This window comes from Anoxybacillus tepidamans PS2, from assembly GCF_000620165.1.
GTDB lineage: Bacteria > Bacillota > Bacilli > Bacillales > Anoxybacillaceae > Anoxybacteroides > Anoxybacteroides tepidamans_A.
In genome coordinates this window covers 91,061-110,358 of the sequence record NZ_JHVN01000001.1, presented here as the reverse complement: position 1 = coordinate 110,358, position 19,298 = coordinate 91,061, and the positions used below count along the sequence as shown (strand labels likewise).

Here is a 19,298-nt window from a genome sequence, read left to right as displayed (position 1 = left end):
GATGGCAGTATGGATATCGATATTGTGTTTTCTGGAGGAGGCGTCAAAGGGTTTGCGCTAGTCGGTGCTTATGAAGCGATTGAGGCGAAAGGGCTTCGTTTGAAGCGAATTGCCGGGACGAGCGCAGGCTCGATTATTGCTGCGTTGATTGCAGCGGGCTACACAAGCAGGCAAATAGTTGAGATCATTGACGGATTAGACTTACAGCAACTGCTTGATAAACGGAAAGAAATCATTCCTCTTCCATTAATGAAATGGGTCATTTTGTACTGGAAAATGGGGTTGTATAAAGGAAAAGTGTTGGAACAATGGATGGAAGAGATCTTGGCAGCAAAAGGGGTTCGCACGTTTGCCGATTTGCCGGAGGGTCACTTATATATCGTGGCATCCGATGTAACAAGCGGCCGCATTCTCGTGCTGCCTACAGATTTGCCGCAATATGGAATCAATCCCGATACATTTTCGGTAGCAAAGGCGGTGCGAATGAGCGTTAGCATCCCTTATTTTTTCGAGCCGACCAAATTGCACACAAGTAACGGCAAATTTGTCGTCGTCGATGGGGGAGTGCTCAGCAATTTCCCGCTTTTCATATTTGATGAAGAAAAGAAAATTAAAAAGAGACCGGTTCTTGGGATTCAGTTGAGTGCCAAACAGAATGAGCGGCCAAAAAAGAAGATTCGTAATGCGATTGAATTGTATGAGGCGCTCTTTCGCGCAATGAAAGAAGCGCATGACGCGCGCTACATTTCTCGCCGCCATGAAAAAAATATCGTTTTTATTCCCGTTCATAATGTACTTGCCACCGAGTTTGCGATTACAAGCGAAGAAAGAGATCGTTTAATTGAATATGGAAAAACGAAAACGGAACAGTTTTTAAAGAAGTGGACATATTAAAAAAGAAGAATCAAGCTAAAATAAAGCTCGATTCTTCTTTTTTCCTTTTTTCCCTTCGATAACTGTTAGATGTGATGTAGTTCGTTTTTTCGGTAAGCGGTGGTGCGTTCCTTTTTTCGAATGGGATACTTTCGCTTGCGGCTTTCGCTCTCGTATTGCCTGCATTTTTTTTGATTGATTGACCGCTTTTAAATAGGCGGCGCGTTCTTTATTGATGCGCCGTCGGTAGCCCCATTGATAAATTGCGTATACGATAGCGACAGCAAGACCAATAAAAATGATGCGTCTTAGAAACAGCAACGGCTGTGCAAACAAAGTATATACGAGCCCAAACGCTCCTAAAAAAAGAACAATCCCAATCAACGGATGCATTGTGCGACGAAACATGACGCACCCACCTCCCTTACAAATTAACGGACGGCTTTTGTTGTTTCGTGTCCATTTTCTAAACGAAGCAGCTCCTCAAACGAAGCGATCGCTACTTCTACTTGATCATCGCTAGGTTCTTTCGTTGTCAACAGCTGAAGCCATAGACCGGGATAACCAAGCCAGCGTAAAACTGGAACATCTCTAAGCCGATTTGTAAACTGCAGCACTTCAAACGAAATACCGAGCACGACAGGAATGAGCGCCAGACGGTTAACAATTCGCACCCAAAGTGGATCTGTCGGAACGACCATATAGACAAATACGCCGACAATAACGGTAAATAAGATAAAGCTGCTGCCGCATCGATAGTGAAGCCGCGATTGCTTTTGCACGCTTTCGACAGTGAGCGGTGCGCCGCTTTCAAAGGCGTTAATAACTTTATGCTCCGCCCCATGATATTGGAACACTCGTTTAACGAGCGGAGTTAGCGAAATGAAGTAAATATATGATAGAAGAAGCAGCAACTTAAAAGCCCCTTCGATAAAAATTTGCGCCAGATTGGACGGAAAGAGCGGTTTTGTGAAATTAGCCAAAAAGACAGGGATAATAGTAAATAAAAATTTTCCGAATAAAAATGACAGCACTCCAATAGCCGCTACACTCAAGGCGAGGGACCACTTTGATTCTTCTTTTTTTGCTTCACTTAACGTATGATCATCTTTCGGATCGACATCATAGCGTTCGCTTGCGAATTGAAGATGTTTCGAACCGTTAGCACTTGCTTCTAAAATAGCCACAATCCCGCGAATAAACGGAATTTTTTTGAGAAACGCTAATTTTGAATTCACTTGACGGGGGACATGAAAATATTCGATCGTTCGGTCTTTTCGCCGAATGGCCGTAACGGAATGGTTCCTGCCGGCAAACATGACACCTTCAACGACCGCTTGACCGCCGTATATCGGTTTCATTGCTTTTTTCATCTGTTTACACCAACCTATTTCTTAATTTATTATTCTATTCTACAAGAAATAGCCAGAAACCTCTAGGTTGATGATACGATTATCATTTCCAAAAATAAAAATGAATAGACGTGCGAAACAAGCTTTTTTCAAAATAATTCATGAGTTTTTGTGCTAAAGGCCATACTAAAAAAGGAGGTGACAAAATTCAATGAAAGACCATCAGCAAACGCTAGAGCAAAATAAGCGCGAACAACCGATGTCGTTGCTGTTGAAGGCGATGATTACTGGTTTTGTTGGCGGCGTGTTTTGGAGTCTTCTAGGATATTTAGCGTATTTTTTTCATTTTACAGAAATAAGTCCAAATATGCTCTTGCTCCCTTGGGATATCGGCGATTGGAAATATGGAAAAAGGGGAAATTACCTTGCCATTTTTCTTATTGGCTTATTATCTATATTAGTAGCTCTCGTTTATTATGTGTCGCTTCGAAAAATAAAAAGTATGTGGGCGGGCATTGGCTACGGCGTTGCGTTATGGATCATCGTTTTTTATGTGTTGAATCCGCTTGTTCCCGGATTGCGCTCCGTTGCTGAACTCGATCGGAACACAGTGATTACTACCATTTGTTTGTATATACTTTACGGCTTATTTATCGGTTACTCTATTTCATTTGAAGCCCAAGAAAGCGAATATATGCAGGAACAAGCAAGAAATGAGTAGTGACAGAAGGCGATTTATGGTAAAATAACATTGTTTGAACATTCTTTCGATTCGATTTAAAGGAGTTGCAAAGATGGCTCGTCTTCTTGTCATTAACGGTCCCAATTTAAACCGCCTTGGAAAGCGCGAACCTCATATTTACGGGAGCGATACGTTGTCCGATTTAGAGCAGCAGCTCATCTCTTTTGCATCCCAGTACGAAGCGGAATTAAGCTGCTTTCAAAGCAATTTTGAAGGGGAAATTATCGAACAAATTCATGCTGCCGAGGGAACGTATGACGGCATTATTCTTAATGCTGGCGCATTTACTCATTATAGTTATGCGATTCGCGATGCGATTGCCAGTGTGAATGTCCCAGTTATTGAAGTACATATTTCAAACGTTCATGCCCGTGAGCCGTTTCGCCACGAATCGGTCATTGCGCCGGTAGTGTCCGGACAAATCGTCGGGTTGGGTTTTGCTGGGTATCGACTTGCGATTTTAGCGCTATTGGAACAAGCAGAAGGGGGAGAGAGAGTTTGGAAAAAATAGAGAAGTTGCGGGCGCGATTTAATGAATATGGCATCGATGGAATGCTGATTACAAGCACCTATAATCGCCGTTATATGACAGGTTTTACAGGCACTGCTGGAGCAGCTGTCATCGGAAAATCAGGCGCGGTTTTTATTACAGATTTTCGCTATGTTGAACAAGCTTCTAAGCAGGTGGAAGGATTTGAAATCGTTCAACATACAGGTTTGGTGATTGAAGAGGTTGCCAAACAAGCGGCCCGGCTTGGGATTACCAAGCTCGGCTTTGAGCAAGAGCATTTGTCATATGCGACATTCCAAGTATACGAAAGAGAAGTAGGGGCGACACTAGTCCCTGTTTCTGGGGTCATCGAAAAGTTACGCTTGATTAAGTCCGAATCAGAGATTAAGATATTAAAGGAAGCAGCGGAGATTGCTGATGCAGCGTTTGAACATATTCTTCGCTTTATTCGTCCCGGCGTACGAGAAATCGAAGTTGCCAATGAATTGGAATTTTTTATGCGGAAGCAGGGCGCAACTTCATCTTCATTTGATATTATTGTTGCATCAGGCTATCGTTCAGCATTACCTCACGGAGTGGCAACTGATAAAGTCATTGAAAAAGGGGAATTCGTCACGCTCGATTTTGGCGCTTACTATAAAGGCTATTGCTCCGATATTACAAGGACTGTAGCTGTCGGGGATGTGAGCGATGAGTTGAAAAAGATTTACGATGTCGTATTGCAAGCCCAATTGCGCGGAATGGCCGGCATTAAACCAGGGATGACTGGACGGGAAGCGGATGCGCTCACTCGTGACTATATCGCTGAACAAGGGTACGGCGAATATTTTGGGCATTCCACGGGTCACGGAATCGGCCTTGAAATCCATGAAGGACCAGCGTTATCGGTTCGTTCCGACATCGTGTTAGAACCAGGAATGGTTGTGACGGTAGAACCTGGCATTTACATAGCAGGCCTTGGCGGCGTGCGTATTGAAGATGATGCCGTTGTCACCACGGACGGTAATGAATCGCTGACCCGCTCGCCGAAAGATTTGATTATTTTATAATACTGTAAGTGGGAGGACATTCGTCAATGATTTCAGTGAACGATTTTCGTACAGGCTTAACAATTGAAACGGATGGCGACATTTGGCGCGTCATCGAGTTCCAGCACGTCAAACCTGGAAAAGGTGCGGCGTTTGTTCGCTCTAAACTTCGCAATCTCCGCACAGGAGCGATTCAAGAAAAAACGTTCCGCGCTGGTGAAAAGGTAAACCGTGCGCAAATCGATAATCGCAAAATGCAATATTTATACGCAAACGGCGATCAACACGTATTTATGGATACGGAAACATATGAGCAAATCGAACTTTCTTCTCAGCAAATCGAACATGAATTGAAGTTCTTAAAAGAAAATATGGAAGTATTCATCATGATGTACCAAGGCGAGACGATCGGTGTGGAACTTCCAAACACTGTGGAACTAAAAGTTGTTGAAACAGAGCCAGGCATTAAGGGTGATACGGCTTCCGGCGGATCGAAGCCAGCGACGTTAGAAACTGGACTTGTCGTTCAAGTGCCGTTCTTCGTCAATGAAGGAGATGTTCTCATTATTAATACAACAGACGGGACGTATGTTTCTCGCGCATAACGGTTTGAACTCCTTGCTTTTTAGCAAGGGGTTTTTTATTTTGTCCGAAAAACCACTTCTGAAATAGATGGCTTTTGCATACGTTTGTACTAATCATTTTATTAGTAGCAGGAGGAACTGATGAAACGGTGGTTATCGATGATCGATTCGGCTGTTCTATCTATGGCCGGCATGCGATTATTATCAGCAACTATCGAATTAACCGCGGCTTTAGTGATGCTTTTTCTCAATGATGTGAAAAAAGCGGTGGCTGTTAACGCAATGCTTGCTGTTGTTGGTCCGATCATTTTTGTTGTCACAATGACAATCGGGCTTCTTTCAGTGGCGGACGAGCTTTCGTTTTCGAAATTGCTATGGATTGCGTTTGGAGTGGGATGTATTTTATTTGGAATCTATAAATGAGAACAATGGTAAAGGAGGGGACGTATGCAAGCGATCATTGAAATGTTGCCAAAAACGATTGCTGATGCTCTTTCACGTCTGCCATCCTCGTGGGGAGAAGATATTGAGGAAATCCGGATCAGGGTTCAACGACCGTTAGAGATCATTGTCAAAGGAATTCCTCATTTCCTTCCATATGAAGTGACTACTGAAGATAGCGTGCATCTTCTCAGTAAGTTAAGCGGCTATTCGATTTATGCGATGGACGAAGAGTTAAGACGGGGGTTTATCACGGTTCAGGGAGGACATCGTGTTGGACTAGCTGGAAAAGTTATTACTGAAAGTGGGAACGTCAAAGCGATTCGCCATGTCACTTCATTCAATATTCGCATCGCCCGGCAGAAAATCGGAATTGCCGACCGATTGGTTCCATACGTATATAACGGCCGTTGGTGCAATACGATGATTATCGGGTCCCCGCAAACGGGGAAAACGACGCTGCTTCGCGACATTGCCCGAATGATCAGCAATGGCATTCCGACGAAAAAAATTCCTTCAAAAAAAGTGGGCATCGTCGATGAACGCTCGGAAATTGCCGGATGCGTCAAAGGCATTCCGCAATTTGATTTAGGGAACCGAGTTGATGTGCTTGATGCCTGCCCAAAAGCGGAAGGAATGATGATGATGATTCGGTCAATGAGCCCTGATGTGCTCGTTGTCGATGAAATTGGACGCTCAGAGGACAGCGAAGCGTTGCTCGAAGCTGTTCACGCTGGAGTAAGCGTCTTTACGACTGTCCACGGAAAGGATTGGAATGATGTATCGAAGCGCCCTACCTTGCGTTTTATGATCGAGCAACGCATTTTTACACGCTTTATTGAACTCACCAACGAAAAAGGGCCGGGGACCGTTCATCGTATTATCGATGAAAATGGAGCAGCGCTGCTGGAAGCGAGCGTGAGAAGATGAGATGGATCGGGGCATTTCTCATTTTGTTAGCAACAACGTGGACAGGATTTGAAACGGCGCGTCGGCTTAGCGAACGTCCCCGCCAGCTCCGGCAACTCAAAGTGGCATTGCAATCGCTAGAGGCAGAAATTATGTACGGTCATACCCCTTTAGCAGAAGCAGCTTTACATTTGGCGAAGCAGCTTTCCTTTCCGTTTTCCCGCTTTTTTTCGCAATTTGCCGAGGCATTGCAAACGGGAGAAACGACTGTCAAACAGGCATGGGAAGAAAGTTTGCGAAACGTGTGGAAAGCGACAGCACTAAAGCATGGGGAGTTTGAAGTAATGAAGCAATTTGGAGAAACGCTAGGACAATACGATCGGATGGCGCAGCAAAAACAAATCGCCCTAGCCATTGTTCATCTTGAGCGAGAGGAGCAAGACGCTCTCGATAAAAAAGCCCGTTATGAGAAAATGGCGAAAAGTTTAGGGATACTCACTGGGCTTTTGCTTGTTATTTTGTTGATTTAAACACAGGGGGAAAGCGGTTATGGGAATCGATGTCGATATCATCTTTAAAATTGCAGGAGTTGGCATCGTTGTTGCATTTTTGCACACGGTGCTTGATCAGATGGGGAAAAAAGAGTACGCCCAATGGGTCACTCTCCTCGGATTTATCTATATTTTATTTATGGTCGCTTCCATTGTTAGCGATTTATTTCAAAAGATTAAAGATGTATTCTTGTTTCAAAGTTAGGGGGGAGCAGCCATTGAAATGCTGCAGATTGTCGGGTTAGGACTAATTGCGACATTTTTAGCGGTTCTACTAAAAGAGCAAAAATCAAGCGTTGCATTTTTATTAACAGTATTTGTTGGATGCGTAATCTTTCTTTTTTTAATTGATCAAATTAGCGCTATTCTTCATATGCTGCAGAAAATAGCTTCAGATGCAAAGGTGAACATGGTTTACTTTGAAACTATTTTGAAAATCATTGGCATTGCGTATATTGCCGAATTTGCGGCGCAAATTTCCAAGGATGCCGGACAAGGAGCGATCGCCTCAAAAATTGAATTAGGCGGAAAAATTTTGATTTTGGCGATGGCCATTCCTATTTTAACGGCCATTATTGAAACGGTCATCGGCCTAATTCCGTCGTCGTGAACGGGGGTGATGGATTGAGACAAAAGCTTGCTTTACTTCTTCTTATTTCTCTCTTTTTTTTCTCGCCGTATGTTGTACAAGCCGCACCTAACGACCAGCAAGTAATGCAAAAACAACTCGAAGCGCTTAGGGTGGATGAAATCCAACAATATTGGAATGACATTGTTACGAAATACGGAGGGTTTTTGCCCGAAAGTCAAAAAGGATCGCTCGTTGAGTTTTTGCAAGGGCAGAAAGAGTGGTCGCTTCAAGATTGGTTGACCGGGCTGTTGAAGTTCCTCATTTATGAGTTGAAGGCAAATGTTAAACTGCTAGGCATGCTCATTTTATTGACCGTTTTTAGCATGTTTTTGCAATCTTTGCAAACGGCTTTTGAACAGCAAGCGGTGAGCAAAGTGGCTTATGCTGTCGTCTACATGGTGCTTATTATCATCGCTTTGAATAGTTTTCGATTAGCTATGGACTACGCCAATGAGGCGATTCAGACGATGACGCATTTTATGATTGCGATGGTGCCGCTGTTACTGGCGTTGTTAGCCTCTTCGGGAGGTCTTATTTCAGCGGCTTTCTTTCATCCAATTATCCTTTTTCTTATGAATACTACAGGAGTTGTTGTTGAATACGTAACGTTGCCTTTGCTATTTCTAGCAGCGCTGTTAAGCATCGTCAGCACAATGTCAGAACATTATAAAGTGACGCAGCTTGCCGATTTATTTACGAAGGTCGCGCTGGGGACACTTGGCGTCATTTTAACGGTTTTTCTTGGTGTGATGTCCGTGAAGGGAACGACATCAGCGGTTGCTGATGGAATTGCTTTGAGAACAGCGAAGTTTGTAACGGGAAACTTTATTCCTGTTGTAGGAAAAATGTTTACGGATGCGGCTGATACTGTTGTGACAGCGTCGATGCTTCTAAAGAACACAGTTGGAATCGTTGGAGTAGCCATCATTTTCATTATCGCTGCGTTTCCGGCTCTAAAGATTTTAGTCATTTCTTTTATTTACAAACTATCCGCGGCCGTGCTGCAGCCGCTTGGCGGCGGTCCCGTCATTTCTTGTTTAAGCATTATCAGCAAAAGCATCATGTATATTTTTGCCGCCCTTGCTATTGTATCACTGATGTTTTTTCTCAGTTTAACTGTCATTATTACTGCTGGAAATATTGCAATGATGGTTCGTTGAAGGGGGGAAGAAAATGAATGCGATTATGGAATGGGTTACAAATATCATTATGTTTATTCTATTTGCGATCATTATCGACTTATTGCTTCCTTCTTCCTCTTTTCAAAAATATATAAAAATGGCGGTTGGGCTCATCCTTCTTCTCATCATGTTGTCGCCTCTTTTGCGCATTTTCTCCATTGATGCCGATCGCCTTATTGCAGCTGTAAAGGAGGGGCAATATGGACAAGCAGAAACGGTGAAAAATGAAATAGAAAAGAAGAAAAAAGAAATACAAGCCTCACAACGTGCATATATTTTAGAACAAATGGCTGTCCAGATGAAAAAACAAGTAGCTGAGGAGTTGATGAAGCAGTATGGATTGGAAGTAGAGAATATTGCTTTTCGAACAAAAGAAAACGAATCATTGCCAACTCCTGATGATATTCAAGCAGTTAAAGTAACCGTAAGAAAAGCAGGAGAAAAAGAAGCTATTCAACCGGTCGTTATTGATACGATCAAGCCGCTGAATGAGTCTCTAGAAGATGAAAAACAAAAGAAAGAACTCGCTTCGTTTTTCTCAGCAAAATGGGGAGTACAAGAGGAAAAAATCGACGTACAAATCGAGGGGAGGGAATGGGGGGATGTTTCCGTTCATTAAACGGTGGTTAGCGCCATTAGAAAAGGGAGAAGGAGAAAAGAAAAAAGCACCTCCTCTTTACGTATTCGTTTTACTGCTATTAGGTGTGCTGCTGATGATGATTCCTCATTTGTGGAAAAATGAGGAGTCATCACCCGATACAACTGCCGTAATGAAGCAATCGGTTGATAAGGAAGCGGTTGAGGCATTCGGATCCCAAAAAGACACGAAAGCGAAAGTGATTGCCGAGTATGAAAAAAGTTATGAGGAGCAGCTGAAGTCAGCACTTGAGGATATTGAAGGAGTGGGCGATGTCAAAGTCGTTGTCAATGTCGACGCTACAGAAATAAAGGTGCTTGAGAAAAACCGGGTTACCCAGCAACAAACAACCGATGAAACCGACCGTGAAGGCGGAAAGAGGAAAATCGAAAATCACTCGTTTAACGAACAAGTTGTCATTGTTCACGATGGAGAAAAGGAAACGCCCGTTGTCGTCACAACTAAAAAACCCGACATTCGCGGGGTTCTCGTCGTTGCCAAAGGGGCTGACAATCTACAGGTGAAGCAATGGATTGTCGAGGCGGTGACGCGCGTTCTCAACGTGCCTAGTTACCGCGTCGCAGTATTACCAAGAAAATAAGGGAGGCTCGATTAAGATGTTAAAAAAACAAACAGTTTGGTTATTAACAATGCTAAGCCTAGTTGTAGTGCTATCCGTATATTACGTAACCGCTCCAAAAGATATGAACGACAGCGTCGCTTTTATGAATGAGCAAAATAAAGCGAGCGAAACCGGAAAGAAAAGTACAACAAAAGATGGAGCCGATGTAGCAGTTGAAGAAACAGAAGCGAAAGGTGGAAAAGCGACGTCAAGCATTGCAAGCGATGACGTATTTACTGAACTGCGCATGCAAATTGAGGATGAGCGAAGCCGCCTGCGCGACCAACTAAATGCCATTGTCGCTTCGTCCAATGCAACGCCAGAGCAAAAGAGCGATGCGTATGAAAAGATTCAAAAACTTGAAGCGCTTGCCGAAAAAGAAGCAACGTTAGAAACGTTAATTAAATCGAAAGGCGGCTATGAAGATGTGCTTGTCCGTGCGGATGGTGACACTGTAAGAGTAACAGTAAAAGCGAAACAACGTTCCGCCAAAGCAGCCAATGAAATTATTCAGCTTGTAAAAAGCGAAATTAGCGATATGCAAGATATCGCAGTTGAATTCCAACCGGCAAACTAAATGCTAAAAAGCCTGGTTTCCATGAAAGAAACCGGCTTTTTTTTTTCGGAAATATGGGCATTCTATTTTTAGTGTGGAAAAATTATTTTAATGCTATATAATAATAATTGTTTATATGACTAGGTAGCAAGTTTGGCTATCATTTAATTCTAACGTTGAATATGAGGGAAGGTCTGTCGTATGATGGTAGTGTATGACATAATTTTGGGGCGAGAGGTGTGAATGATGTTGAAAATTCAAGAAATTCGCGAAATTATTAAACTTATTGATCAATCTAGCATTGAAGAATTTGTCTATGAGCATGATGGAACAAAAGTTCATATGAAAAAACCGAACGGAAATGTTCCAGTTGAAGCGGTTGTCAAAACGGTCGTCGAGCCGGCGCCAAAAGTGGTGGTGAAAGAAGAGGTTCCGCAAGCGCCAGCGAAACCAGCAAGCGCTGTTCAAGAGGTCAAACAAGAGGAAAAACCAAAACAAGAAGCGGTCAATGTAGAAAATTTACATAAAATTACATCTCCGATGGTAGGAACATTTTATGCGGCGCCTTCTCCAGATTCACCTCCTTATGTAAAAGTCGGAGATAAAATTAAGTCAGATACTGTTGTATGTATCATTGAAGCGATGAAGCTATTCAATGAAATCGAAGCGGAAATTAACGGCGAAATTGTCGAAATTCTTGTGCAAAATGGCCAGCTCGTCGAATATGGACAACCTTTATTCCTTGTGAAACCTGAATAAGGAGAGAACAGGCCATGATTAAAAAATTATTGGTAGCCAATCGAGGGGAAATTGCCGTTCGTGTCATCCGCGCTTGTAAAGAGCTCGGCATCGAAACGGTGGCTGTGTTTTCAGAAGCGGACCGCGAGGCGCTTCACGTTCAATTGGCCGATGAAGCATATTGCATCGGGCCGACCGCTTCGAAAGACAGTTATTTAAACTTTACGAACATTATGAGCGTTGCTACATTGACAGGGTGTGATGCCATTCATCCGGGGTACGGATTTTTGGCGGAAAACGCTGCCTTTGCAGAGCTTTGCCGCGAGTGCAATATCACGTTTGTCGGACCGAGTCCGGAAGCGATTACAAAAATGGGAATTAAAGATATTGCGCGCGAAACGATGCGCGAGGCGGGTGTTCCGATTGTTCCCGGCTCGAAAGGAATTATCGAGAGCATCGATGAGGCATTGGCGCTTGCAAATGAAATCGGTTATCCTGTCATTATTAAAGCGACGGCTGGCGGCGGCGGAAAAGGGATTCGCGTTGCGCGCAACGAACAAGAATTGATCAAAGGAATTAACATTACTCAGCAAGAAGCGGCGACAGCATTTGGAAATCCAGGTGTTTACATTGAAAAATACATCGAAGATTTCCGCCATGTTGAAATTCAAGTGCTTGCTGATTCTTACGGAAATGTGATCCATTTAGGAGAGCGTGACTGCTCGATTCAACGCCGTCTGCAAAAGCTTGTTGAGGAAGCGCCGTCTCCAGCTCTCGACGAGGAAATGCGTAAACAGATGGGAGAAGCAGCGGTTAAAGCGGCAAAAGCGGTGAATTACACCGGCGCTGGAACTGTTGAGTTCATTTTTGACCACAACGCTAAAAAGTTTTACTTTATGGAAATGAATACGCGCATTCAGGTCGAGCATCCAGTCACCGAATTAATCACAGGCGTCGATTTAATTAAAGAACAAATTCGCGTCGCTTCTGGAGAAAAGCTGTCGCTAACGCAAGACGACGTGACCTTTAACGGTTGGGCGATTGAATGCCGCATTAATGCTGAGAATCCGGAGAAAAACTTCATGCCGTCTCCAGGACGCATTCAAATGTACCTTCCGCCTGGAGGGTTAGGAGTGCGCATCGATTCAGCGGCGTATCCGGGTTATATGATACCTCCTTATTATGATTCTATGATTGCAAAACTCATTGTACACGCATCGACAAGGGAAGAAGCGATCGCGCGCATGAAGCGAGCGCTGAGTGAATTTGTAATCGAAGGTATTCATACAACCATTCCTTTTCACTTAAAATTATTAGAGCACGAAAAATTTGTGCAAGGAGACTTCAACACGAAGTTTCTTGAAATGTATGATGTTATGAAATCATGATAAAGGGGGTGTGAAACGTGTCAGAACACGTATTTGACATTGAGCAAGAGCCAGCGGGTTTAGGAAAAGTGGAAATTGCTCCGGAAGTGATCGAAGTGATCGCCGGCATTGCAGCCAGCGAAGTGGAAGGCGTCGCGCAAATGCGCGGAAATTTTGCTGCGGGGGTCGTTGAACGGTTCGGGAAGAAAAACCACGGAAAAGGAGTAAAAGTCGAGGTCAAAGAAGAAGGAGTCGTTATCGACATTTACTGCCTTGTCCAATTCGGGATTTCGATTCCAAGCGTGGCGAAAAAAGTTCAAGAAAACGTTCGCCAAGCGTTGTTTAATATGACAGGTTTGGAAACGAGCGAAATTAATGTTCATATCGTCGGCATCCAATTCGATGCGGCCAAACCGGAACAAGACACAGAGCAGTAAGGGGACAAAGGGGGCACATGAATAAAATCATGAAAGCCCCCTTTGTATTTTTTTTAAAGTTTGGTATCTTATTTGACGGATGTATTTTTGTTGTTGTTAGGAAAATCCGATAATTTTATGTACCACTTAGATGATTTGTACGGATTATAGTGTCGTTTATCACGAAAATATGGTATGATCATCACATAAATGTTCGTTATTAAAAAGGAGTGAAGTGAGATGAATCGACATACAGCGAGAGAAAAAGCGTTGCAAGCTCTATTTCAAATTGATGTCGGACGCATTGAACCGGAACAAGCGATTCGAAGCGTAGTCAATGAAGGGGAAGAAGATCCGTTTTTGCGGCAGCTTGTTTTTGGTGTTATTGAGCATCAAGCTGAAATTGACGAACTGTTGCGCGCTAATTTGGAAAAATGGACGCTTGAGCGCGTAGCAAATGTAGACCGTTCGATTTTGCGAATGGCGACATACGAAATGAAATACGTAGAAGATGTTCCGATCAAAGTTAGCTTCGATGAAGCAATTGAATTAGGAAAAAAATTCGGCGATGATAAATCGGGCCGATTCATTAATGGTGTCCTTTCGAAAGTGAAAGATGCGTTGCAAAAATAACAAGCGCAAGGCAGCTAAAAGAAGTATAGATTAAATAAAACCATTAAAAAGGGGAGTTGGAACGATGACAGCACAAATCATCAGTGGTACAGAATTAGCGAAGGAAAAACGGGCGCAATTGGCAAGAGAAGTGGAAGAATTAAAAAGAGAAGGAATCGAGCCGGGGCTTGCGGTTATTTTAGTCGGTGATAATCCAGCGTCACATTCGTATGTCAAAGCCAAACAAAAAGCGTGCGCTGAAATTGGTATTCGTTCGACGTTGCAGACTTTTCCTGAAACGATTACAGAATCTTTTTTATTAGAACAAATCAAACAGCTTAATAATGATTCATCCGTTCACGGCATCTTAGTACAACTCCCGCTTCCAAGTCATATTAATGAGCTGAAAGTCATTGAAGCGATCGCACCGAAAAAGGACGTCGACGGCTTCCATCCAATTAATATTGGACGGATGATGGTTGGACAGAAGACATTTCTTCCATGCACGCCGTACGGCATTTTGTTCATGGTGCAATCGCTTGGCGTTGAGATTGCCGGAAAGCACGTTGTTGTCGTCGGACGCAGCAACATTGTTGGCAAACCGGTTGGTCAATTGTTTTTACGTGAGCATGCAACGGTGACGTATTGCCATTCCAAAACAAAGAACTTGCCTGAAATCACCCGCCAAGCAGACATTTTAATTGTCGCAGTCGGCAAGGCGAATTTAATCGGTGCGGAACATGTAAAAGAAGGAGCGGTGGTCATTGACGTCGGTGTCAATCGGTTAGAAACGGGGAAACTTTGCGGAGATGTCCGTTTTGAAGAAGTGAAGGAAATCGCAAGTTACTTGACGCCTGTTCCAAAGGGAGTCGGACCAATGACAATTACGATGCTTCTTCATAATACGGTAGAGGCAGCGCGGGAATACGCGCATCGGCAAGTTCAGCAATAAGCGAGGATGATTTTGTGGCAGACATTAAATATGTAACGGTGACGGCGCTTACGAAATACATTAAGCGCAAGTTTGAAGTAGATCCACATTTACAAGATCTCTGGATTAAAGGGGAAATCTCCAATTTTACGTATCATTCGCGGGGACACATGTATTTTACACTAAAAGACGAAAATGCACGCATTCAAGCTGTCATGTTTGCTGGTTACAATCGCTATTTAGCGTTTAAACCTGAAAACGGAATGAAGGTGCTTGTTCGCGGGGAAATTTCTGTATACGAACCGAGCGGCAACTATCAAATTTACGTAAAAGAAATGCAGCCGGAAGGAATCGGGAATTTATATTTAGCGTATGAACAGTTGAAAAAACGGTTAGAAGCGGAAGGATTGTTTGCTCCCGAGCATAAAAAGCCGCTTCCGTCATTTCCGCGTTACATCGGGGTCGTTACATCCCCAACGGGCGCCGCTATTCGCGATATTGTGACGACGATTCGGCGCCGTTATCCGCTTGGGACGCTCATTTTATTTCCTTCGCTCGTTCAAGGCGAACAGGCAGCCGAATCGATTGTTCGATCGATTGAAAAAGCGAATGAACTTGGCTATATCGATGTCTTAATCGTCGGGCGCGGCGGAGGCTCGATTGAGGAATTGTGGGCATTTAACGAAGAGCCGGTCGCGCGGGCGATTTTCGCTTCCCGCGTCCCCATTATTTCCGCGGTCGGACATGAGACCGATTTTACAATTGCCGATTTTGTCGCGGATCTGCGCGCACCAACGCCAACAGGTGCTGCGGAACTAGCGGTGCCTCATGTGGCGGAACTGATGGAACGGTTGACGCAGCGCAAAGTAAGGCTGCTTCGGGCAATGAAGGAAAAAATGACAGCGGAATCCGAGCGTTTGAACCGTTTGCAAAAATCGTATGCGTTTCGCTATCCAAAAAAATTGTACGAACAAAAAGAACAGCAGCTTGATTCGCTCCTTGAGAGGTTAAAGCGGCAAACGGATCGGCTTTTTGAACGAAAGCGGGAGAGCTTCCAACAGCTACATTTAAAGCTGGAGGCGCACCATCCAGCGGAGAGGCTGGCCAAAATGGTCGAAAAGCAACAGGCACTGACCAAATCGCTTGAAAAAGAAATGCAATCGCTTTTTAATAAAAAGCAATGGCAATTTGCTTCTCTCCTTTCACAATTGAATGCGTTAAGCCCCCTCAAAATTATGGAGCGCGGCTATAGCTTAGTCTATAATGAAAAGGAAGAGCTAGTGAAAAGCGTTCAGCAAGTTCAGCCGGGAGATACCATTCAAGTACGTTTGCAAGATGGACGGCTTGACTGTCATGTATGGGGAATGGAGGAAACTTCGCATGAGTGAAGAAAAAGAATTGACATTTGAAGAAGCGATGAAACAGCTAGAGGAGATTGTAGAGAAACTAGAAGAAGGAAACGTACCGCTTGAGCAGGCGATCTCGTTTTTTCAAGAAGGAATGAAGCTTTCAAAATGGTGTCACGATAAGCTGCAGCATGCGGAAAAACAAATGGAGTACATTTTGCGCGAAGATGGACAACTAGCGCCTTTCTCCATTGAGGAGGAATAAATATTGATCGAGCAATTTTTAAAGCAATTGAAACAACGCGTCGATGCAGAACTTCCGGCTTATATTGCGAAGCTAAAAGCGCCGGATCGCTTGAAGCAATCAATGCTCTATTCGCTCGAGGCAGGCGGCAAGCGAATTCGGCCGCTGCTGTTGTTAGCGACGCTCGACGCGTTTGATAAGCGAGCGGAAATGGGATTGCCGGTTGCATGCGCCATCGAAATGATTCATACATATTCGCTCATCCACGATGATTTACCATGCATGGATGACGATGATTTGCGGCGCGGAAAGCCGACGAACCATAAAGTGTTCGGTGAAGCGGCAGCGATCCTAGCGGGGGACGGGTTGTTGACGTATGCCTTTCAAGTGATCGCAGACATGGATGACGCTGAGGTGACGGCAGAAACAAAGCTTCAACTAATTCGCGAATTAGCCAAAGCGGCCGGACCAGAAGGAATGGTAGCCGGGCAGGTTGCTGACATGGAGGGAGAAGGGAAGCCGCTTTCTCTCGATGAATTGGAGTACATTCACCGTCATAAAACGGGCAAAATGCTTCAATATAGCGTGCTTGCTGGAGCGCTGCTTGCAAGAGCAAGCCGCACGCAGATGGTCCATCTTGATGAGTTCGCTTCCCATTTAGGTCTCGCTTTTCAAATTCGCGACGATATTCTTGATATTGAGGGTAACGAGGATAAAATTGGAAAGAGAGTAGGAAGCGATATCGAAAACGAAAAAGTGACATACCCGGCGCTATTAACAATGACTGGCGCTAAGGAAAAACTTCGATTTCATATTGATGAAGCGAAACGCTGCTTGCAAGCGGCACAAATTCGTGATGAAGCATTGCTCTATATTTGCGACTTAGTCGCTACGCGTGATCACTGATCGTCCGGCTTTGTTTTTCGTAAGTTAGCAATTGTCGCCCGCTTTTTCTTATGTTATATTGAAAAAACAGAGAATGTATGCCGTTATCACACCCGTGTTAGCGGCTCTTTTTTCGCCCGTATACAAAATCGAGTCCGAGCATTTTTCTTTATGCACTTATCATGTATAATAATAATTAATCTTCTGTAATATATCAGTGATAAAACGAAAGCGAGTGGTCTCGTTTGGATTTAACGAAAATTACTAATCCGCGCTTTTTAAAGTCGATGTCAAAGGAACAACTGATCCAGTTGAGCGCGGATATTCGACAATTTCTAATTGAAAAGCTATCGAAAACAGGTGGGCATATCGGACCAAATCTTGGAGTCGTTGAACTAACGATTGCGCTACACAAAGTGTTTGATAGCCCGAATGATAAGCTGCTTTGGGATGTCGGTCATCAGTCGTATGTCCATAAAATTTTAACAGGTCGAGCGGGTGAATTTGATACACTGAGACAATATAAAGGGCTTTGCGGTTTTCCAAAACGGAGTGAAAGCGAGCATGACGTTTGGGAGACAGGACATAGTTCTACTTCGCTATCGGCAGCGATGGGAATGGCAATTGCTCGGGATTTAAAAGGAACGAAGGAGTATATAGTTCCCATCATTGGGGACGGGGCGTTAACAGGGGGAATGGCACTAGAGGCGCTTAACCATATCGGCCATGAGAAAAAAGACATTATCGTCGTCCTCAATGATAATGAAATGTCGATTGCTCCGAACGTAGGCGCGTTGCATAACGTACTTGGCCGTCTGCGCACCGCTGGAAAATATCAATGGGTCAAAGACGAGCTGGAAGTTTTATTGAAAAAGATTCCAGCGGTCGGCGGAAAATTGGCAGCAACAGCGGAGCGAATCAAAGATAGTTTGAAATATTTACTTGTTTCTGGTGTCTTCTTTGAGGAGTTGGGATTTACGTATCTTGGTCCGGTCAATGGACACGATTTTGACGATTTGTTCGAGAACTTACACTATGCGAAAAAAATTAAAGGTCCGGTGTTACTCCATGTCATAACGAAAAAAGGAAAAGGATATGAGCCGGCGGAAAACGACAAAATTGGGACGTGGCATGGCACAGGTCCTTACAAAATTGAAACCGGTGACTTTTTGAAATCGGTTGATAAAGCGCCATCGTGGAGCGCGCTCGTCAGTGAAACAGTGCGGAAATTGGCTCGCACCGATGAGCGCATCGTTGCCATTACTCCAGCGATGCCGGTCGGTTCAAAGTTAGAAGGTTTTGCGATCGAGTTTCCGGACCGCATGTACGATGTCGGCATTGCCGAACAGCATGCTACAACGCTGGCGGCAGGATTGGCAACCCAAGGAATGAAGCCGTTTTTAGCCATTTATTCTACATTTCTTCAACGAGCATACGACCAAGTGGTTCATGATGTATGCCGCCAAAATCTAAACGTCTTTTTTGCCATTGATCGTGCGGGGCTTGTCGGTGCCGACGGGGAAACGCACCAAGGAGTATTCGACATCGCCTTTTTGCGCCATGTTCCTAACCTTGTGCTGATGATGCCGAAAGATGAAAATGAAGGACAGCATATGGTCTATACGGCGATTCAATACGACGATGGGCCGATCGCTCTCCGCTTCCCACGCGGCAACGGCCTTGGCGTGAAATTGGATGAAGAGCTTCACTCCATTCCAATCGGGACGTGGGAAGTATTGCGCGAGGGCCATGACATTGCCATTTTAACGTTTGGAACGACAATCCCAATGGCGCTTGAGGCGGCGGAAAAATTAGCGAAAGAAAATGTTTCGGTGAAAGTGATTAACGCCCGATTCATTAAACCGATGGATGAGGCGATGCTTCATGAACTGCTTGCAACCGGCATTCCGATGCTGACGATTGAAGAAGCAGCATTGCAAGGCGGCTTTGGCAGTGCGGTGCTTGAGTTTGCGCACGATCACGGTTACCATCAAACCGTTATTGAGCGCATGGGAATTCCGGATCGTTTTATCGAGCATGGCAGTGTCAAAGAGTTATTAGAAGAGATCGGATTAACAACGAGTCATGTTATTGATCGAATTCAAACGATGGTACCAAGAAAACAAAAAAGGGCATGAGAG

The 19,298-nt window shown here is 44.1% G+C and carries 25 protein-coding genes; 23 read left to right on the top strand and 2 right to left on the bottom strand.

Annotated elements, in window-relative coordinates; translation table 11 throughout:
- The first annotated feature begins 9 nt into the window (after positions 1-9).
- Positions 10-894: a patatin-like phospholipase family protein gene (locus N667_RS0100670; RefSeq protein WP_027407765.1), complete on the top strand. Its 885-nt coding sequence runs from the start codon at positions 10-12 to the stop codon at positions 892-894.
- A 15-nt stretch (positions 895-909) separates the two neighbouring features.
- Here the strand turns inward: N667_RS0100670 and N667_RS0100665 are convergent, their stop codons facing one another.
- Both N667_RS0100665 and N667_RS0100660 read right to left on the bottom strand, forming a co-directional pair.
- A complete protein-coding gene (locus N667_RS0100665; protein WP_027407764.1) occupies positions 910-1,281 on the bottom strand; it encodes an SA1362 family protein in 372 nt (123 codons plus the stop codon).
- 23 nt (positions 1,282-1,304) lie between these two features.
- The gene (locus N667_RS0100660) at positions 1,305-2,246 is read right to left on the bottom strand and encodes a DUF1385 domain-containing protein (protein WP_027407763.1); all 942 of its coding nucleotides are present in this window, start codon (positions 2,244-2,246) and stop codon (positions 1,305-1,307) included.
- 190 nt (positions 2,247-2,436) lie between these two features.
- Between N667_RS0100660 and N667_RS0100655 the strand changes: the two genes are divergently transcribed.
- The 22 genes from N667_RS0100655 to dxs all read left to right on the top strand — a co-directional run bounded on the left by N667_RS0100655 (position 2,437) and on the right by dxs (position 19,295).
- Complete coding sequence (locus N667_RS0100655) at positions 2,437-2,946, top strand: YqhR family membrane protein (protein ID WP_027407762.1); 510 nt, start codon at positions 2,437-2,439, stop codon at positions 2,944-2,946.
- A 73-nt stretch (positions 2,947-3,019) separates the two neighbouring features.
- The gene (gene aroQ, locus N667_RS0100650) at positions 3,020-3,478 is read left to right on the top strand and encodes a type II 3-dehydroquinate dehydratase (RefSeq protein WP_027407761.1); all 459 of its coding nucleotides are present in this window, start codon (positions 3,020-3,022) and stop codon (positions 3,476-3,478) included.
- A complete protein-coding gene (locus tag N667_RS0100645; protein ID WP_027407760.1) occupies positions 3,466-4,527 on the top strand; it encodes a M24 family metallopeptidase in 1,062 nt (353 codons plus the stop codon). Before aroQ ends, N667_RS0100645 begins: the two co-directional genes overlap by 13 nt.
- 26 nt (positions 4,528-4,553) lie before the next feature.
- On the top strand, positions 4,554-5,111 hold the full coding sequence (gene efp / locus N667_RS0100640; protein WP_027407759.1) for an elongation factor P: 558 nt from the start codon (positions 4,554-4,556) through the stop codon (positions 5,109-5,111).
- Positions 5,112-5,231: 120 nt separating this feature from the next.
- Positions 5,232-5,513, top strand: coding sequence for a YqhV family protein (locus N667_RS0100635; RefSeq protein WP_027407758.1), 282 nt, complete (start codon positions 5,232-5,234; stop codon positions 5,511-5,513).
- A 24-nt stretch (positions 5,514-5,537) separates the two neighbouring features.
- Complete coding sequence (gene spoIIIAA / locus N667_RS0100630) at positions 5,538-6,461, top strand: stage III sporulation protein AA (protein WP_027407757.1); 924 nt, start codon at positions 5,538-5,540, stop codon at positions 6,459-6,461.
- Complete coding sequence (spoIIIAB, locus tag N667_RS0100625) at positions 6,458-6,970, top strand: stage III sporulation protein SpoIIIAB (protein WP_027407756.1); 513 nt, start codon at positions 6,458-6,460, stop codon at positions 6,968-6,970. The genes spoIIIAA and spoIIIAB overlap by 4 nt, the downstream gene beginning before the upstream one ends.
- Before the next feature lie 19 nt (positions 6,971-6,989).
- Positions 6,990-7,196: a stage III sporulation protein AC gene (gene spoIIIAC, locus N667_RS0100620; RefSeq protein ID WP_027407755.1), complete on the top strand. Its 207-nt coding sequence runs from the start codon at positions 6,990-6,992 to the stop codon at positions 7,194-7,196.
- An 18-nt stretch (positions 7,197-7,214) separates the two neighbouring features.
- Positions 7,215-7,601, top strand: coding sequence for a stage III sporulation protein AD (gene spoIIIAD, locus N667_RS0100615; RefSeq protein WP_035097707.1), 387 nt, complete (start codon positions 7,215-7,217; stop codon positions 7,599-7,601).
- 14 nt (positions 7,602-7,615) lie between these two features.
- Complete coding sequence (gene spoIIIAE / locus N667_RS0100610) at positions 7,616-8,782, top strand: stage III sporulation protein AE (protein WP_027407753.1); 1,167 nt, start codon at positions 7,616-7,618, stop codon at positions 8,780-8,782.
- Positions 8,783-8,795: 13 nt separating this feature from the next.
- A complete protein-coding gene (gene spoIIIAF / locus N667_RS0100605) occupies positions 8,796-9,422 on the top strand; it encodes a stage III sporulation protein AF (RefSeq protein WP_027407752.1) in 627 nt (208 codons plus the stop codon).
- The gene (gene spoIIIAG, locus N667_RS0100600; protein WP_027407751.1) at positions 9,406-10,041 is read left to right on the top strand and encodes a stage III sporulation protein AG; all 636 of its coding nucleotides are present in this window, start codon (positions 9,406-9,408) and stop codon (positions 10,039-10,041) included. Before spoIIIAF ends, spoIIIAG begins: the two co-directional genes overlap by 17 nt.
- A gap of 16 nt (positions 10,042-10,057) precedes the next feature.
- On the top strand, positions 10,058-10,639 hold the full coding sequence (locus tag N667_RS0100595) for a SpoIIIAH-like family protein (RefSeq protein WP_027407750.1): 582 nt from the start codon (positions 10,058-10,060) through the stop codon (positions 10,637-10,639).
- Positions 10,640-10,864: 225 nt separating this feature from the next.
- Positions 10,865-11,377, top strand: coding sequence for an acetyl-CoA carboxylase biotin carboxyl carrier protein (gene accB, locus N667_RS0100590; protein ID WP_035097698.1), 513 nt, complete (start codon positions 10,865-10,867; stop codon positions 11,375-11,377).
- A gap of 14 nt (positions 11,378-11,391) precedes the next feature.
- A complete protein-coding gene (gene accC / locus N667_RS0100585) occupies positions 11,392-12,744 on the top strand; it encodes an acetyl-CoA carboxylase biotin carboxylase subunit (RefSeq protein WP_027407748.1) in 1,353 nt (450 codons plus the stop codon).
- A 17-nt stretch (positions 12,745-12,761) separates the two neighbouring features.
- Positions 12,762-13,160, top strand: a complete 399-nt coding sequence (locus tag N667_RS0100580; RefSeq protein ID WP_027407747.1) for an Asp23/Gls24 family envelope stress response protein — start codon at positions 12,762-12,764, stop codon at positions 13,158-13,160.
- Positions 13,161-13,379: 219 nt separating this feature from the next.
- Positions 13,380-13,772, top strand: a complete 393-nt coding sequence (nusB, locus tag N667_RS0100575) for a transcription antitermination factor NusB (protein ID WP_027407746.1) — start codon at positions 13,380-13,382, stop codon at positions 13,770-13,772.
- A gap of 64 nt (positions 13,773-13,836) precedes the next feature.
- Positions 13,837-14,703, top strand: coding sequence for a bifunctional methylenetetrahydrofolate dehydrogenase/methenyltetrahydrofolate cyclohydrolase FolD (gene folD / locus N667_RS0100570; protein WP_027407745.1), 867 nt, complete (start codon positions 13,837-13,839; stop codon positions 14,701-14,703).
- Positions 14,704-14,717: 14 nt separating this feature from the next.
- Positions 14,718-16,070, top strand: a complete 1,353-nt coding sequence (gene xseA / locus N667_RS0100565) for an exodeoxyribonuclease VII large subunit (RefSeq protein ID WP_027407744.1) — start codon at positions 14,718-14,720, stop codon at positions 16,068-16,070.
- Entirely contained in the window at positions 16,063-16,293 is a 231-nt protein-coding gene (locus tag N667_RS0100560) for an exodeoxyribonuclease VII small subunit (RefSeq protein ID WP_027407743.1), read from the top strand. Before xseA ends, N667_RS0100560 begins: the two co-directional genes overlap by 8 nt.
- A gap of 6 nt (positions 16,294-16,299) precedes the next feature.
- Entirely contained in the window at positions 16,300-17,178 is an 879-nt protein-coding gene (locus N667_RS0100555; protein WP_027407742.1) for a polyprenyl synthetase family protein, read from the top strand.
- 224 nt (positions 17,179-17,402) lie between these two features.
- Complete coding sequence (dxs, locus tag N667_RS0100550) at positions 17,403-19,295, top strand: 1-deoxy-D-xylulose-5-phosphate synthase (protein WP_027407741.1); 1,893 nt, start codon at positions 17,403-17,405, stop codon at positions 19,293-19,295.
- Positions 19,296-19,298: the final 3 nt, after the last annotated feature.

What these genes read in the sequence shown, in the direction of transcription:
- N667_RS0100670 (WP_027407765.1), top strand. Translation starts at nt 10, where the DNA reads ATGGATATCGATATTGTGTTTTCTGGAGGAGGCGTCAAAGGGTTTGCG.
- N667_RS0100665 (WP_027407764.1), bottom strand. Translation starts at nt 1,281, where the DNA reads ATGTTTCGTCGCACAATGCATCCGTTGATTGGGATTGTTCTTTTTTTA.
- N667_RS0100660 (WP_027407763.1), bottom strand. Translation starts at nt 2,246, where the DNA reads ATGAAAAAAGCAATGAAACCGATATACGGCGGTCAAGCGGTCGTTGAA.
- N667_RS0100655 (WP_027407762.1), top strand. Translation starts at nt 2,437, where the DNA reads ATGAAAGACCATCAGCAAACGCTAGAGCAAAATAAGCGCGAACAACCG.
- aroQ (WP_027407761.1), top strand. Translation starts at nt 3,020, where the DNA reads ATGGCTCGTCTTCTTGTCATTAACGGTCCCAATTTAAACCGCCTTGGA.
- efp (WP_027407759.1), top strand. Translation starts at nt 4,554, where the DNA reads ATGATTTCAGTGAACGATTTTCGTACAGGCTTAACAATTGAAACGGAT.
- N667_RS0100635 (WP_027407758.1), top strand. Translation starts at nt 5,232, where the DNA reads ATGAAACGGTGGTTATCGATGATCGATTCGGCTGTTCTATCTATGGCC.
- spoIIIAA (WP_027407757.1), top strand. Translation starts at nt 5,538, where the DNA reads ATGCAAGCGATCATTGAAATGTTGCCAAAAACGATTGCTGATGCTCTT.
- spoIIIAB (WP_027407756.1), top strand. Translation starts at nt 6,458, where the DNA reads ATGAGATGGATCGGGGCATTTCTCATTTTGTTAGCAACAACGTGGACA.
- spoIIIAC (WP_027407755.1), top strand. Translation starts at nt 6,990, where the DNA reads ATGGGAATCGATGTCGATATCATCTTTAAAATTGCAGGAGTTGGCATC.
- spoIIIAD (WP_035097707.1), top strand. Translation starts at nt 7,215, where the DNA reads ATGCTGCAGATTGTCGGGTTAGGACTAATTGCGACATTTTTAGCGGTT.
- spoIIIAF (WP_027407752.1), top strand. Translation starts at nt 8,796, where the DNA reads ATGAATGCGATTATGGAATGGGTTACAAATATCATTATGTTTATTCTA.
- spoIIIAG (WP_027407751.1), top strand. Translation starts at nt 9,406, where the DNA reads ATGTTTCCGTTCATTAAACGGTGGTTAGCGCCATTAGAAAAGGGAGAA.
- N667_RS0100595 (WP_027407750.1), top strand. Translation starts at nt 10,058, where the DNA reads ATGTTAAAAAAACAAACAGTTTGGTTATTAACAATGCTAAGCCTAGTT.
- accB (WP_035097698.1), top strand. Translation starts at nt 10,865, where the DNA reads ATGTTGAAAATTCAAGAAATTCGCGAAATTATTAAACTTATTGATCAA.
- accC (WP_027407748.1), top strand. Translation starts at nt 11,392, where the DNA reads ATGATTAAAAAATTATTGGTAGCCAATCGAGGGGAAATTGCCGTTCGT.
- nusB (WP_027407746.1), top strand. Translation starts at nt 13,380, where the DNA reads ATGAATCGACATACAGCGAGAGAAAAAGCGTTGCAAGCTCTATTTCAA.
- folD (WP_027407745.1), top strand. Translation starts at nt 13,837, where the DNA reads ATGACAGCACAAATCATCAGTGGTACAGAATTAGCGAAGGAAAAACGG.
- N667_RS0100560 (WP_027407743.1), top strand. Translation starts at nt 16,063, where the DNA reads ATGAGTGAAGAAAAAGAATTGACATTTGAAGAAGCGATGAAACAGCTA.